The sequence below is a fragment of the Paracoccus lichenicola genome, from assembly GCF_009708075.1.
In the GTDB taxonomy this organism is placed as follows: domain Bacteria; phylum Pseudomonadota; class Alphaproteobacteria; order Rhodobacterales; family Rhodobacteraceae; genus Paracoccus; species Paracoccus lichenicola.
On sequence record NZ_WMBT01000003.1, the window covers coordinates 91294 to 104226 of the forward strand.

Sequence of the window (12933 nt, forward strand, 5' to 3'; positions counted from 1 at the left end):
CTTTCGGATTGGTTCTTCTAATATAGAATTTTGTTCTGGATCTTTGCGATAGGGTCTGGGAAATAAGGACATTCAGCCAGGATGGTCCATCATGCCGGAACAGCTTCCACATAATGCAGGTCATGCCAAAACAAATTTCCGGCTGGACGAGGTGGATCGCAAAATCCTGTCCTTGCTGCAAGAGGATGCGAGCCTGTCGCTGGACCAGATCGCCGACCGGGTGGGGGCATCCAAGACCCCCGTCTGGAACCGCATCCGCAAGCTGCGCGAGGCCGGCGTGATCCGCCGCCAGGTGGCGATTCTGGACCCCGAGGCGCTTGGGCTGGAAGCCTGCTTCTTCGTGCTGATCCGCACCAGCGAACACGACAAGGCCTGGGCGGCGCGCTTTCTCAAGGCCTTGCGCGAACGCCCCGAGGTGATCGAGGCGCACCGCCTAGCGGGCGACATCGACTATATCCTGAAGGTGCAGGTCCGCAACGCGCGCGCCTATGACCGCTTCTACCAGTCGCTGATCGGCGAGGTGAAGATCCACAACGTCACCGCCCTGCTGTCGATGGAGGAGATCAAGGCAACCACTGCGCTTCCCATTCCGGACGTTGCGCGTTAGGGTTGCGCCAATCCTGGGGGCCGCATGTCCGACTATACGATCTGGCACAATCCGAACTGCGCGACCTCGCGCTTTGTCCTGCAAGCCTTGCAGGACGCGGGGGTGGACCTGGCGGTGCGCGACTACCAGGCGCAGCCGCCCACGGTCGCGGAACTGCGGACGGCGCTGGACCGGCTGGGCATGGCCCCGCGCGGCCTGCTGCGGCGCAGGAACACCCCCCATGACGCGCTTGGCCTGGACGATCCGGTGCTGTCGGACGATGCGCTGATCGCCGCCATGGCGGAGCACCCGGCAGTCATCGAACGCCCGGTTGTCTTCGGACCCGGTGGCGCCCGGCTGTGCCGTCCCAAGGAAACCGTTTTCGACATGCTGGCGGGCTGAGCGGATGGCTGCACCGAACCTGTTGATCCTGGCCCAGAAGGGGCGGCTGGAGTTCGAGGCGATCATCTTCGCCGCGAGCCTGCGCCACGCCGCCCCGGATTTCACCGGCCGCCTGATCGTCGCCGAACCCCAGCCGGACGGTGCCTGGGCGGACCACGACACGCGGATCGACGAGGAAACCCGCGCCCTGCTGGAATCCCTGGGGGCCGAGATCGCGCTCTTTACCGCCCGCCATTTCGGCGCGGCCTATCCCTATGGCAACAAGATCGAGGCGCTGTCGGTCCTGCCCGCAGGGGAAGCCTTCGCCTTCTTCGGCACCGACACGCTGATCTGCGGCCCGCTGGAGCAGGTGCCCTTCGACGCCGCGCCGCCCGCCGCGTCGATGCGGCGCGAGGGGACATGGCCCGAACCGCCGCTCTATGGTCCCGGCTATGGCGGGATCTGGCAATCGCTTTACGACCGCTTCGGCCTGGATTTCGCGTCGTCCCTGGACTTGTCCCAGCCGGACGAGCACTGGGAACGATACCTGTATTTCAACGCGGGCTGGTTCTTCGGTCCCGACCCGGCGGTCTTCGGGCAGCGGTTCCTGGACTGGGCCTTGTCCGTGCGCCGCGACCCACCCGAGGAGCTGGCCTGCCAAAGCCTCGATCCCTGGCTGGACCAGGTGATCCTGCCGCTGGTGATCCACAGCCTGGGCGGCGGGCGTCCCGGTCCCGACCTGGCGGGCCTTGATGGCGGCGTGACCTGCCATTACCGCAACCTGCCGCTGCTGTATGCCCGCGAATCCGACCGGGTGCTGGAGGTGCTGGAAGCCGCCGTCGCTCCCAACCGCATCAAGAAGCGCCTGCGGGAATGGGAGCCGGCGAAGAAGCTGATCTATCAGAACAAGGGCCGCGACAAGGTGCGCCCGCTGTTCGCTGGCGGCCTGCCGTCCAGGGAAAAGCCGATCCGGCAGACGCTGAAGAAGAACGGCTGGTGGTGGGACTGAACGGCCTCACGCCGGGTTGATCGTCCGGTCGATGCCGAAGGTCAGCGCCAAGGTCAGGCCGGTCCCGCCATCCACCGGCTGCAAGGCCCCGCCCAGGGTTTCGGCGGTGGCCATCATCACGCGCAGCCCCAGGCTGGCGTCCCGGTCCACCTTGTCCCAATCGAACCCGATCCCGTCATCGGCGCAGACAAGGCGCAGGCTGTCGTCCCCGTCCGGCCGGATGGCAAAGGACACCCGGCCCGCCCGGCCGTCCGGGAAGGCGTGCTTCAGCGCATTGCTGGCGAATTCGTTCATGATCGTCCCGATCGCGGCAGCCTGCGCCGAGGTGACCATCACCGGCGCGGCCTCGACGCTGACCGAAAGGTGCGCGGGCATCGAGTCGTCCAGGATCGCCCCGATCCCGGTCGCATAGGGCTGCAAGGCCACCGTGTCGGACCCGCCGTGCTGGTTCAGCATCGCGTGCAGCGTGGCGACCGACCGGACCTGGCGCCCCACCTGGTCCAGCGCCGCGCCGACGGCGGGTTCCGCGTCCCGGGCCTGGATCGCGATCAGCGAGGCCATGGCCTGCAGAGAGTTCTTGACCCGGTGGTCGGCCTCTTGCCGCATCGCCTCGGCCCGGCGCAGGGCCTGGCGCAGCCTGATCTGGGCCATCACCTGCCCTGCCAGCACCCTCAGCGCCCGGCGTTGCAGGGCGGTCAGGCTTCGGGGCCGGGTGTCCAGGATGCACAGCGTGCCGATGGGCAGCCCCTGATCCGTCCGCAACAGCGCGCCCGCGTAAAAGCGCAGCCCCCCATCCCCCAGGCACAAGGGGTTGTCCCGCATCCGCGCGTCCAGCCGCGTGTCGGGAATCTCCAGGAAATCCCGTTCCAGAATGGCATGGGCGCAGAGCGAGGTGTCCAGGGGCGTTTCCCGCACCCCCAGACCCACCTCGGCCTTGAACCACTGGCGGTCGGCGTCGATCAGGTTGATGACGGAAATCGGCGCCTCGCACAGGTCGGCGGCCAGGGCGACCACCGCGTCGAACTCCTCCTCTCGCGGGGTGTCGAGGATGTCCAGGTCGTGCAGTTCCTTCAAGCGGTCCGCCTGGCGGGGATGGGGCTGTGCTTCCATGGGGATCGTCGGGGCCTTGTCTGGATCGGGTCTGGCGACAGTCCGGCCAAACGGCCCGGACAGTCAACCGCGAACCGGGCGGGAAACCGCCCACGTGAGGCCTATTCAGGCGGGCCGTGGGTCCGATGAAACCGTGACGGGAATCCCGCGGGGCAGCGAACAACCGACCATCGAGCTGTCCCTGGCCTCGTCGATCAGGGGCTGCGGGTCCGATCCGTCAGCCATGACGCATTGCACGGTCATCTCGGCCCCCGTGGCGATGGGCGGGTCGCCCTCCAACGCCAGATGCACCTTGACGGAGATCGAGGCGATAGCCACCCCGCGCCTGTGCGCGATGTAACGCAGGTCGTTGCAAAAGCAGCCGCCGATGGCCAGCGCCAGCAGTTGCGCGCCGTTGAAGCCCAGGCCCATGCCGCCCGCGCGGCCCTCGGGCCGGTCGGCGATCAGGCAATGGGCGCCCGCCCAGCCAAGCGCGGCCTCGGTTTCGGGAAGGTTCATCAGGCTGACGCTGACGACTGGCATGGTGGCCCCCTTGATGGGACCAGCCTAGCACGGGTCGGGGCGGTTTGTCCTTATCCCTCGCCCGCGTCCTCGGTCGATCCGCGCCAGATGTTCACGTCCCCGCCCGCCGACAGTTCGTCGATGCGGGCCAGTTCATCCGCCGTGAAATCCAGCCGGTCCAGCGCGCCCACGCAATCGGCCACCTGCGACGCGCGCGACGCGCCGATCAGCGCGCTGGTCACGCGGGGGTCGCGCAGGGTCCAGGCCACCGCCAGCTGCGCTAGGCTTTGCCCGCGCCCGGCCGCCAGATCGTTCAGCCCGTTCAGGCGTTGGGTCATGTCGTCCGTCAGCCAGTCGGGGGCCAGCGATTTCCCCTGCGCCGCGCGGCTGTCGGCAGGGATGTCCCGCAGGTATTTCCCCGTCAGCATCCCCTGGGCCAGCGGCGTGAAGACGATGCTGCCCATGCCCGCATCCTCCAGCCTGTCCAGCAGCCCGTCGCGTTCGATCCAGCGGTTCAGCATGTTGTAGGAAGGCTGATGGATCAGGCAGGGCGTGCCCAGGTCGCGCAGGATCGCCGCCGCCTCGCGCGTCCGCGCGCTGTTATAGCTGGAAATCCCCACATACAGCGCGCGTCCCGACCGCACGATATGATCCAGCGCGCCCATGGTTTCCTCCAAAGGCGTGTCGGGATCGAAGCGGTGGGAATAGAAGATGTCCACGTAATCCAGACCCAGCCGTTTCAGCGACTGGTCGCAGGACGCGATCAGGTATTTGCGGCTGCCGAACTCCCCGTAAGGGCCGGGCCACATGTCCCAACCGGCCTTGCTGCTGATGACCAGCTCATCCCGGTGGCCCGCGAAATCGGTGCGCAGGATGTCCCCGAACGCTTCCTCGGCGCTGCCGGGGGGCGGGCCATAGTTGTTGGCCAGGTCGAAATGAGTGATGCCAAGATCGAAGGCCGTGCGGCAGATGTCGCGTTTCGTCTGATGCGGCGTGTCATGGCCGAAATTGTGCCACAGCCCCAGGCTGATCGCGGGCAATTGCAACCCGGACCGCCCGCAGCGGCGGTATCGCATCCGGTCGTAACGGTCGGGGTCGGGCCGGTAGTCCGTCATGACAGAACCTCGTCGCAGCGCCCGCAGACGCCGGGATGCTTGTGCGTCCCCACATCGGGCAGGATCTTCCAGCACCGCTGGCATTTCTCGCCATCCGCCGCCTCGAACACCACGCCGATGCCGGGGGTTTCCGCCATGCGGAACGCCTCGGCCGGGGCGGGGTCCAGAGTCAGCGACAGGTCCGAGGTGATGCAGACATCCGCGAAATCCACCGATTTCAACGCGGCCAGCATGTCGCGGTCCTCGACATGAACGACCGGCGCGGCCTCCAGGCTGGCGCCGATGGTCTTGTCGGACCGCCTGACCTCCAGCGCGGCGGTGACGACGCGGCGGGCGCGGCGGACGTGGTCCCATTTCACCGCCAGCGGCTCGTTCAGCCAGTCGGCGGGGGTCACGGGGAAGTCGTGCAGATGCACGCTGTCGTCGTATGAGGGGAAGCGCGACAGCCACACATCCTCGGTCGTGAAGGGCAGGATCGGGGCCAGCCAGGTGACAAGCCGGTGGAACAGGATGTCCAGCACCGTCCGCGCGGCCCGCCTGCGCGGGCTGTCCGGGGCGTCGCAATACAGCGCATCCTTGCGGATGTCGAAATAGAAGGCCGACAAATCGACGGTGCAGAACTGGAACAGCGTCTGGAACACGCCTTGGAAGTCGAACTGGTCGTAACCCTTGCGCACCGCGTGATCCAGTTGCGCAAGGCGATGCAGGATCCACTGTTCCAGCTCGGGCATCTGCGCCGGGTCGATCTTCTCGGCATCGCCGAACCCGTCCAGCGCGCCCAGCAGGAAACGCAGCGTGTTGCGCAACCGGCGATAGCTGTCGGCGGTGCCTTTCAGGATTTCCGGCCCGATCCGCTGGTCGGCGGTGTAATCGGCCTGCGCCACCCACAGGCGCAGGATGTCGGCGCCGTATTGCTCGATCACCTTCGCGGGGACGATGGTGTTGCCCAGCGACTTGGACATCTTCATGCCCTTTTCGTCCAGCGTGAAGCCATGCGTCACCACGTTGCGATAAGGCGCGCGGCCCTTGGTGGCGCAGCCTTGCAGCAAGGACGACTGGAACCACCCGCGATGCTGGTCGGTGCCTTCCAGGTAAACGTCGGCGATCCCGTCCGGCGCCCCGTCCGCCCGGTCGCGCAGCACGAAGGCATGGGTGGATCCGCTGTCGAACCACACGTCCAGCACGTCCATCACCTGGTCATAGTCGTCCGGGTTCACGATCCCGTCCAGCATCCGCGCCTTGAAGCCGTCGCGGTACCAGACATCGGCGCCCTCGGCCTCGAACGCGGCGATGATGCGGTCGTTCACGCGCTGGTCGCGCAGCAGGAAGTCGTCGTCGGTGGGCTTGGCCCCGCGCCGCACGAAGCAGGTCAGCGGCACGCCCCAGGCCCGCTGGCGCGACAGCACCCAGTCGGGGCGGTTTTCCACCATCGCGTGGATGCGGTTCCGCCCGGTCTGCGGCCACCACTTCACCAGCTTGTCGATGCTGTTCAGCGCCCGCGTGCGGATCGTGTCGCCATGCGCGCCCATGCCGTCGGTCAGAGGCTTGTCGATGGCCGCGAACCATTGCGGCGTGTTGCGATAGATCAGCGGCGCCTTGGACCGCCAGGAATGGGGATAGGAGTGCTTGATCTTCCCCTTGGCCAGCAGCGCGCCCGCATAGGCCAGTTGCTTGATGACGCTGACATTGGCCGGGCCGTCCTTGCCGTCCGCGTCGATGATCGCCTGCCCGCCGAACAGCGGCAGATCCTTGCGATACGAGCCGTCGGGTTCGACGTTGTAGGTCATGGGCAGCTTGAAGCGCAGCCCAAGCTGATAGTCGTCGTCGCCATGGCTGGGCGCGGTATGGACAAAGCCCGTGCCCGCGTCGTCGGTGACGTGATCGCCGGGGAGAAGGGGAACGTCATAGTCCCATTCGCCATTGCCGCCCTCGATGGCGCGGAAGGGGTGAGCGAGGGTTAGGCTGCCAAGTTCCGTTGCCGTCAGAAGGAAAAGACGCTCGGCATGTTCAATCCTTGCGGACGCGAAAACAGTATCGGCCAGCGCAGTCGCCAAAATCAGGCGCTCGCCCGGTCGCGCCAAGGCGCCTTCAGCAACCTCGGTCACATTGTAAATAGCGTATTCAATATCGGGGCTGAAGGCGACAGCGCGATTTTGCGGGATGGTCCAAGGCGTCGTCGTCCAAATCACCACGGATGCCGAGGCAAGCTGGTCGCGAACATGGTTTGCAAGAAGGTTCAACTCAACCTCGGACATCGCCGGGTCTTGCGGGTTGTCATAAAGAGTGACCACAGCCTGCGACGGGTTTGTTACCGGAAACCGCACCCACACCGTATGGCTGGTGTGGTCCTTGTATTCCACCTCGGCCTCGGCCAGCGCGGTCTTTTCCACCGGCGACCACATCACGGGCTTGGACCCCTGATACAGCGCGCCGTTCATCACCAGCTTCATGAACTCGGCCGCGATCACCGCCTCGGCGTGGAAATCCATCGTCAGATAGGGGTCGTCCCACTTGCCAGTGATGCCGAGGCGCTTGAACTCGGCCCGCTGGATGTCGATCCATTCGTCGGCAAAGCGGCGGCATTCCTGGCGGAACTCGACCACGTCCACGGCGTCCTTGTCGCGGCCCTCAGCGCGGTATTTCTCCTCGATCTTCCATTCGATGGGCAGGCCGTGGCAGTCCCAGCCAGGGACGTATCGCGCGTCGCGGCCCATCATCTGGTGGCTGCGCACGATGATGTCCTTGATGGTCTTGTTCAGCGCGTGGCCGATATGCAGGTGCCCGTTGGCATAGGGGGGACCGTCGTGCAGGATGAAGGGCGCGCGGCCCGCGCTGCGTTCACGCAGGCGGTCATAGATGCCGATCCGCTCCCACCGGGCCAGCCATTCCGGCTCGCGCTGCGGCAGGCCCGCGCGCATGGGAAACTCGGTCTGCGGCAGGAAGACGGTGTCGCGGTAATCGGGGGCGTCAGACGTGACGGTATCGGCGGCCATGGGGCATCCTTGGTGCGGAGGGTTCGGACATGCGGCGACCCGGCGGCGCGAAACCTCACGCCGCCGGGTTGCTAATTCGGGATCCGAACGCCAGAAATTCCATGCCGCCCTCTATAGGAACCCGCCCGCGTGCCCGCAACCCTGACCGATGACGCCATGGCCCGCCGCCGGGCCGCCGTGTCGCGCTTTGTCCGCGACAGGTATGGCCCGCGCGGCAGCCTGCGCCTGCACCGCGCGGCGCTTGGGTGGGATCTGCTGCGCGCGCCGGTCAACGTGATGCTGTCACCGGTCTTTTTGCTGACGCGGCTGCTGTCTTGGCTGCTGTCGCGGCTTGGCGCAAGGCGCGCGGGCGCCTGGCTGGGCGCGCGGCGGGTGTTCCTGCCGTCCGACATGGGCCGGGTGATCGAGGCCGACCTGATCCGCCTGGTCGGTGAGTTGGACGCCCAAGGCATCGGCCCGAACGCCCCGCCCGAGGCCGTCCGCCATCAGGCCGCCACCCTGGCCGAGACCCGGAACGCCGTGTCCGAGATCACCACATCGTTGATCGTCCTGGTGGGCGGCTGGCTGCTCTTCGACCGCGCGACGCCGGGCGTCATCTCGCTGGCCGGACCGCTGGCCGAGATCCGCGCCCATGCCACGGCCGTGAACGATTTCCTGCTGGGCGACACCCTGGGCCGCGCCTGGTACTGGGCCTTTCCGGTCGAACTGTCCCCCTGGACGGTGATCCTGACCGGGGTCGCCCTTGCCGTGGCAGGGTCGCTGGTCACGACCTTCGCCGGGCTGATCGCCGATCCGGTGCAGCTGTGGACCGGCACCCACCGCCGCCGCATCGGGCGCCTGCTGGACCGGCTGGACCGGGCGGAACCCGCATCGGGGATCGAACGCGAGCATCTCCTCGCCCGCGCGGGCGACCTGTCGGACGCGGTGCTGATGCTGTGGCGGAACTTGCGCTAGCCCCGCCCCCTATACCCAGCCACGCCCTGATCCGGCAGCCACAGCCCCGCAGGCGCGGTCCCGGTCTGCCAGAACACGTCGATGGGCATCCCGCCGCGCGGATACCAGTATCCGCCGATCCGCAGCCATTGCGGCGCGATGGCCTGAACCAGCCGCTTGCCGATGCCTACCGTGCAATCCTCATGAAAGGCGCCGTGGTTGCGGAAGCTGCCCAGGTAAAGCTTCAGCGACTTCGATTCCACCAGCCAGTCGCCGGGCACATAGTCGATGACCAAGTGCGCGAAATCCGGCTGGCCGGTGATCGGGCACAGGCTGGTGAACTCGGGCTGCGTGAAGCGGATCACGTAGGTTTCGCCCGCCTGCGGGTTCGGGACGCGCTCCAGCACGGCCCGTTCGGGACTGGCGGGCAGGTCGGTCTTGGCGCCAAGCTGGGTCAGCGCATCGGTGTAATGGGACATGGGGCCTCCTTGACGGCGCGCGGGGATAGCAGCCCCCGCCCCATGCGTCAAACCGCGCCTTGCGGAACCCCGCCCCGCAGGCCACATGATGCCTGCCATGATCCCGCCCCGCTTCGATGTCACCGCAGACCAGATCGACCAGGTGGTCGCCGTCTTCTACGGCGCCGTCCGGCGGCACGAGGTGCTGGGCCCTGTCTTCGCAAACCACGTCACCGACTGGCCCGCGCACGAGGGGAAGATCGCCGCCTTCTGGCGCAACGCGATCCTTTACGAACGCAGCTATGACGGCAGCCCAATGCGCGCCCACATGCGGGCGGGCGACGTGCGGGCCGATCATTTCCCGATCTGGCTCGCGCTGTTCGACGAAACCCTGCGCCGCACCCTGCCCCCGGACGCCGCCCGCGCCTGGTCCGCCCTGGCCCACCGCATCGGCCAGGGCCTGCGCATGGGGGTCGAGGACATCCGCCCCACGCGCGAAGGCCCGTCTATCTTACGATAATGGCCTGCGCTAACGCCTTGGCGGGCGCGCCTTGTAGGTCGGCAGGCTCCACCCCAGCAGCAGGCTGCCCGCGCGCAGGGCGATCACGACGATCCCGCAAAAGATCAGCGCCACCGGCCGGGGCATCCCCACGCCGATCAGCGCCACGGCGATCACAGCACCGCCGAAGGTCGCGGTGACGTAAAGCTCCTTCTGCTTCAGCACCATGGGCAGTTCGTTGCCCACCACGTCGCGGATCAGCCCGCCGAAGGTGCCGGTGACGACCCCCATCGCGACCACCACGACCGGGCTTGCCCCGGTTTCCAGGGCCAGCCCCACGCCTGCGGGCACGGCCACCGCCAGGGCGAAGGCGTCCAGCCAGACGATCAGGTTGTATCGGCTTTCAAACAGATGCGCGGTGAAGAACACCACGACCGCCGCGCCCGTCGTCAGCAGGATCAGTTCCGGGCGCTGCACCCAGAAGACCGGATCGCGGCCCAGCACCAGGTCGCGCACCGTGCCGCCGCCGATGCCGGTCAGCGTGGCGAAGAAGATGAAGCCCACCAGGTCCAGCTGCGCCCGGCTGGCGACCAGGGCGCCAGTCAACGCGAAGACCAGCACGCTGGCGTAGTCCAGCCACGGGACAAGCCCCGCCAGCGTCACCCGGCAACCTTCGCGGGCTTGAAGGGCGCCATGCCGCCCCGTGCCAGTTCATCGGCGCGTTCGTTTTCGGGATGCCCCGCATGGCCCTTGATCCAGGCCCATGTCACGGTATGGCGCCGCTGCGCCTCGTCCAGGCGCTGCCACAGTTCGACGTTCTTGACGGGCTTCCTGTCGGCGGTCTTCCAGCCGTTGCGCTTCCAGCCGTGGATCCACTGGGTCACGCCGTTCTTCACATAGGCGCTGTCGGTGGTGATGGTGATCGCGCTTGGCCGGGTGAGAGCCTCCAGCGCGCTGATCGCGGCCATCAGTTCCATCCGGTTGTTGGTGGTCAGCGCCTCGCCCCCGGCAAGCTCGCGTTCCTTGACGACGGTGCCGCCATCCATGGCGCGCATCAGGACGCCCCAGCCACCGGGGCCGGGATTGCCGCTGCACGCGCCGTCGGTCCAGGCGTGAAGCTCGGTCATGCGCGCGCCATGGCCAGCTTGACCCCAAGCGCCGCGAAGGACAGCGCGAAGGCGCGGCGCAGCCAGCGCATCGCCGCCTCGGACGCCAGCAGCATGTCGCGGCCCGAGGCTGCCAGGGCGGCATAGCCCAGGAAGGTCACGAAGGTGACGGCCGAGAAGGCGGCGCCCAGTTGCACCAGCAGCCCAAGGCCCGATCCCTGCGGCATGAATTGCGGGATGAAGGCCAGGAAGAACAAAGGGAGCTTGGGATTGAGCAGGTTCAGAAGAATCCCCCGCCGGACGATCCGGCCCGCGGGCGCAGGGGCGGCGGGCGCGACCGACATGCCGCCGCGATCCTTCAGCACCGCCCAGGCCATCCACAGCAGATACAGCACCCCAGCGAATTTCACTGCCTGGAACAGCACCGCGCTGGTGTGCAGGATGGTGGCCAGCCCCGCCATCGCCACGGCCATGTGAAAGACGGTCGCGACCGTGCAGCCGACCGCCGCCCAGACCCCGGCCCGGAAACCGCCGCCCAGGGTCATCGACAGGGTATAGACCACCCCGATCCCGGGCGAGACGCAGACGATGAAGGCGGTCAGCAGATAATCCCAGCTCATCCGTCGATCCCCACATATCCCGGCAGCGCCGCCACCCGGTCCACCCAGCGATTGACGGACGGAAACCGCGCCATGTCGAAGCCGCCCCGTTCGCCCGCCGTGTGGGTATAGGCATAAAGGCAGATGTCGGCCAGGCTGGCCGCATCGCCTGCCAGCCAGTCGCGCGCGGCCAGCCGATCCTCCATCACCCCCAACAGCGCGTGTCCGCTGTCCAGCAGCGCGGCCAGCCGTTCCGGCGTCGCCTGCGCGCGGCGGTGGGGATAGGTTCGCAGGGCTGCGCGGACGGCGATCACGCCTTCATGCTGGTTCTGTTCCCAGAACATCCAGGCCAGCATCTCGGCCCGGACGAAGGGGTCGGACGGCACGAACCGCGTCCCCTCGCCCAGCCAGCACAGGATGGCGTTCGATTCCGGCAGCAGCCGCCCGTCATCCAGTTCCAGCACCGGCGCCTTGCCGAAGGGCAGCCGCCCGCTGGCCTTGGCCCGGTCCAGCGCCTCGGTCATGTATTCGACATCCACGGTCTCGACCGCGCGCCCCAGCAGCGCCAAAAGCAGCCGCACCTTGTAGCTGTTGCCCGACGAGGGCATGGAATAAAGCCGCATCTGCTTTGCCTTGGTCAAAATATCCCGGGGGTCCGGGGGCTGGCCCCCGGCTTGGCTCTCAAACGGTTTCGCGCAGCACCTTCGGCACCTTGAACTCGATGTTCTCCTGCGCCGTCTCGACGATCTCGACCGTCACGTCATAGCGGTCGCGAAAGGCGTCGATGACCTCGTTCACCAGCACCTCGGGGGCGCTTGCCCCTGCGGTGACGCCCACCGCGCGGGAACCATTGATGGCGCGCCAGTCGATCTGGTCAGCGCGCATCACCAGCTGCGCATAGGCGCAGCCCGCCGCGCGCCCGACCTCGACCAGGCGCTTGGAGTTCGAGGAATTCGGCGCCCCGATCACCAGCAGCGCGTCGATCTTGTGCGCAATTGCCTTGACCGCCGCCTGGCGGTTGGTGGTGGCATAGCAGATGTCCTCTCGGGCCGGGCCGGCGATTGCCGGAAACCGCGCCTGCAACGCCTCGACGATCTCGGCGGTGTCATCGACCGACAGGGTGGTCTGGGTGATGAAGGCCAGCCGGTCCGGATCGCGCGGCGTGACCCGCGCGACATCGGCGACCGTCTCGACCAGGATCACCTCGCCCTCGGGCAGTTGGCCCATGGTGCCCAGGACCTCGGGGTGGCCGGCATGGCCGATCATCACCATCTGCAACCCCTCGGCATGATGGCGCGCGGCCTCGTTATGGACCTTGGTGACAAGGGGGCAGGTCGCGTCCACATGGATCATGTTGCGCCGCCGCGCCTCGGCGGGGACCGCCTTGGGCACGCCATGGGCGGAAAAGATCACCGGGCGGTCGTCGGGCACCTGGTCCAGTTCCTCGACAAAGACCGCGCCCTGGTCGCGCAAGGCATCCACGACGAACTTGTTGTGAACGATCTCGTGGCGGACATAGACGGGGGCGCCCCATTTCTGCAACGCCATCTCGACGATCTTGATGGCCCGGTCCACGCCCGCGCAGAACCCGCGCGGCGCGGCAAGATACAGGGTCAAAGGCGGTTTCGCATGTTCCATGTGCC

Annotated in this window: 15 protein-coding genes; 5 read left to right on the plus strand and 10 right to left on the minus strand. The window is 67.4% G+C overall.

What is annotated here, in order from left to right; translation table 11 throughout:
* Nucleotides 1-91 precede the first annotated feature (91 nt).
* The 3 genes from GIY56_RS06585 to GIY56_RS06595 are packed head-to-tail and all read left to right on the plus strand — an operon-like array spanning nt 92 to nt 1976.
* Nucleotides 92-607, plus strand: a complete 516-nt coding sequence (locus GIY56_RS06585) for an Lrp/AsnC family transcriptional regulator (protein WP_154764030.1) — start codon at nt 92-94, stop codon at nt 605-607.
* 24 nt (nt 608-631) lie between these two features.
* The gene (gene arsC, locus GIY56_RS06590; protein WP_154764031.1) at nt 632-988 is read left to right on the plus strand and encodes an arsenate reductase (glutaredoxin); all 357 of its coding nucleotides are present in this window, start codon (nt 632-634) and stop codon (nt 986-988) included.
* A 4-nt stretch (nt 989-992) separates the two neighbouring features.
* On the plus strand, nt 993-1976 hold the full coding sequence (locus tag GIY56_RS06595) for a hypothetical protein (protein WP_154764032.1): 984 nt from the start codon (nt 993-995) through the stop codon (nt 1974-1976).
* 6 nt (nt 1977-1982) lie between these two features.
* Here GIY56_RS06595 and GIY56_RS06600 read toward each other — a convergent pair whose 3' ends face one another.
* The 4 genes from GIY56_RS06600 to ileS form a co-directional block, all read right to left on the minus strand.
* A complete protein-coding gene (locus GIY56_RS06600) occupies nt 1983-3086 on the minus strand; it encodes a sensor histidine kinase (protein ID WP_154764033.1) in 1104 nt (367 codons plus the stop codon).
* Between the two features lie 105 nt (nt 3087-3191).
* Nucleotides 3192-3608, minus strand: coding sequence for an OsmC family protein (locus tag GIY56_RS06605; RefSeq protein WP_154764034.1), 417 nt, complete (start codon nt 3606-3608; stop codon nt 3192-3194).
* Between the two features lie 50 nt (nt 3609-3658).
* A complete protein-coding gene (gene mgrA, locus GIY56_RS06610; RefSeq protein WP_154764035.1) occupies nt 3659-4702 on the minus strand; it encodes an L-glyceraldehyde 3-phosphate reductase in 1044 nt (347 codons plus the stop codon).
* Nucleotides 4699-7695 carry an isoleucine--tRNA ligase gene (gene ileS / locus GIY56_RS06615; protein ID WP_154764036.1) on the minus strand — a complete coding sequence of 999 codons (2997 nt, stop codon included), beginning with the start codon at nt 7693-7695 and terminating at the stop codon, nt 4699-4701. Before ileS ends, mgrA begins: the two co-directional genes overlap by 4 nt.
* Nucleotides 7696-7824: 129 nt before the next feature.
* Here ileS and GIY56_RS06620 point away from each other — a divergent pair, with 129 nt between their 5' ends.
* A complete protein-coding gene (locus GIY56_RS06620) occupies nt 7825-8649 on the plus strand; it encodes a DUF6635 family protein (protein WP_154764037.1) in 825 nt (274 codons plus the stop codon).
* On the opposite strand, the gene queF is transcribed toward GIY56_RS06620, so the two are convergent.
* Nucleotides 8646-9107 (minus strand): preQ(1) synthase, encoded by a 462-nt coding sequence (queF, locus tag GIY56_RS06625; RefSeq protein ID WP_154764038.1) that lies wholly within the window; start codon nt 9105-9107, stop codon nt 8646-8648. The two genes, GIY56_RS06620 and queF, sit on opposite strands and share 4 nt — an antisense overlap.
* 97 nt (nt 9108-9204) lie before the next feature.
* On the opposite strand from queF, the gene GIY56_RS06630 reads away from it, so the two are divergent.
* Nucleotides 9205-9606 carry a group III truncated hemoglobin gene (locus GIY56_RS06630; protein WP_154764039.1) on the plus strand — a complete coding sequence of 134 codons (402 nt, stop codon included), beginning with the start codon at nt 9205-9207 and terminating at the stop codon, nt 9604-9606.
* 9 nt (nt 9607-9615) lie between these two features.
* Here the strand turns inward: GIY56_RS06630 and GIY56_RS06635 are convergent, their stop codons facing one another.
* From GIY56_RS06635 to ispH, 5 genes are read right to left on the minus strand one after another with little or no spacing between them, the layout of a single operon-like run.
* Nucleotides 9616-10242: a trimeric intracellular cation channel family protein gene (locus GIY56_RS06635; protein ID WP_154764404.1), complete on the minus strand. Its 627-nt coding sequence runs from the start codon at nt 10240-10242 to the stop codon at nt 9616-9618.
* Between the two features lie 2 nt (nt 10243-10244).
* A complete protein-coding gene (gene rnhA / locus GIY56_RS06640) occupies nt 10245-10712 on the minus strand; it encodes a ribonuclease HI (protein ID WP_154764040.1) in 468 nt (155 codons plus the stop codon).
* Nucleotides 10709-11311, minus strand: coding sequence for a LysE family translocator (locus tag GIY56_RS06645; protein WP_154764041.1), 603 nt, complete (start codon nt 11309-11311; stop codon nt 10709-10711). The genes rnhA and GIY56_RS06645 overlap by 4 nt, the downstream gene beginning before the upstream one ends.
* Entirely contained in the window at nt 11308-11913 is a 606-nt protein-coding gene (locus GIY56_RS06650) for a glutathione S-transferase family protein (protein ID WP_154764042.1), read from the minus strand. Before GIY56_RS06650 ends, GIY56_RS06645 begins: the two co-directional genes overlap by 4 nt.
* A 58-nt stretch (nt 11914-11971) precedes the next feature.
* Nucleotides 11972-12928: a 4-hydroxy-3-methylbut-2-enyl diphosphate reductase gene (gene ispH, locus GIY56_RS06655; protein WP_154764043.1), complete on the minus strand. Its 957-nt coding sequence runs from the start codon at nt 12926-12928 to the stop codon at nt 11972-11974.
* Nucleotides 12929-12933: the final 5 nt, after the last annotated feature.

Excerpts from the sequence above, each read along its gene's own strand:
- GIY56_RS06585 (WP_154764030.1), top strand. The coding sequence starts at position 92 with ATGCCGGAACAGCTTCCACATAATGCAGGTCATGCCAAAACAAATTTC.
- arsC (WP_154764031.1), top strand. The coding sequence starts at position 632 with ATGTCCGACTATACGATCTGGCACAATCCGAACTGCGCGACCTCGCGC.
- GIY56_RS06595 (WP_154764032.1), top strand. The coding sequence starts at position 993 with ATGGCTGCACCGAACCTGTTGATCCTGGCCCAGAAGGGGCGGCTGGAG.
- GIY56_RS06600 (WP_154764033.1), bottom strand. The coding sequence starts at position 3,086 with ATGGAAGCACAGCCCCATCCCCGCCAGGCGGACCGCTTGAAGGAACTG.
- GIY56_RS06605 (WP_154764034.1), bottom strand. The coding sequence starts at position 3,608 with ATGCCAGTCGTCAGCGTCAGCCTGATGAACCTTCCCGAAACCGAGGCC.
- mgrA (WP_154764035.1), bottom strand. The coding sequence starts at position 4,702 with ATGACGGACTACCGGCCCGACCCCGACCGTTACGACCGGATGCGATAC.
- ileS (WP_154764036.1), bottom strand. The coding sequence starts at position 7,695 with ATGGCCGCCGATACCGTCACGTCTGACGCCCCCGATTACCGCGACACC.
- queF (WP_154764038.1), bottom strand. The coding sequence starts at position 9,107 with ATGTCCCATTACACCGATGCGCTGACCCAGCTTGGCGCCAAGACCGAC.
- GIY56_RS06630 (WP_154764039.1), top strand. The coding sequence starts at position 9,205 with ATGATCCCGCCCCGCTTCGATGTCACCGCAGACCAGATCGACCAGGTG.
- rnhA (WP_154764040.1), bottom strand. The coding sequence starts at position 10,712 with ATGACCGAGCTTCACGCCTGGACCGACGGCGCGTGCAGCGGCAATCCC.
- GIY56_RS06645 (WP_154764041.1), bottom strand. The coding sequence starts at position 11,311 with ATGAGCTGGGATTATCTGCTGACCGCCTTCATCGTCTGCGTCTCGCCC.
- GIY56_RS06650 (WP_154764042.1), bottom strand. The coding sequence starts at position 11,913 with ATGCGGCTTTATTCCATGCCCTCGTCGGGCAACAGCTACAAGGTGCGG.
- ispH (WP_154764043.1), bottom strand. The coding sequence starts at position 12,928 with ATGGAACATGCGAAACCGCCTTTGACCCTGTATCTTGCCGCGCCGCGC.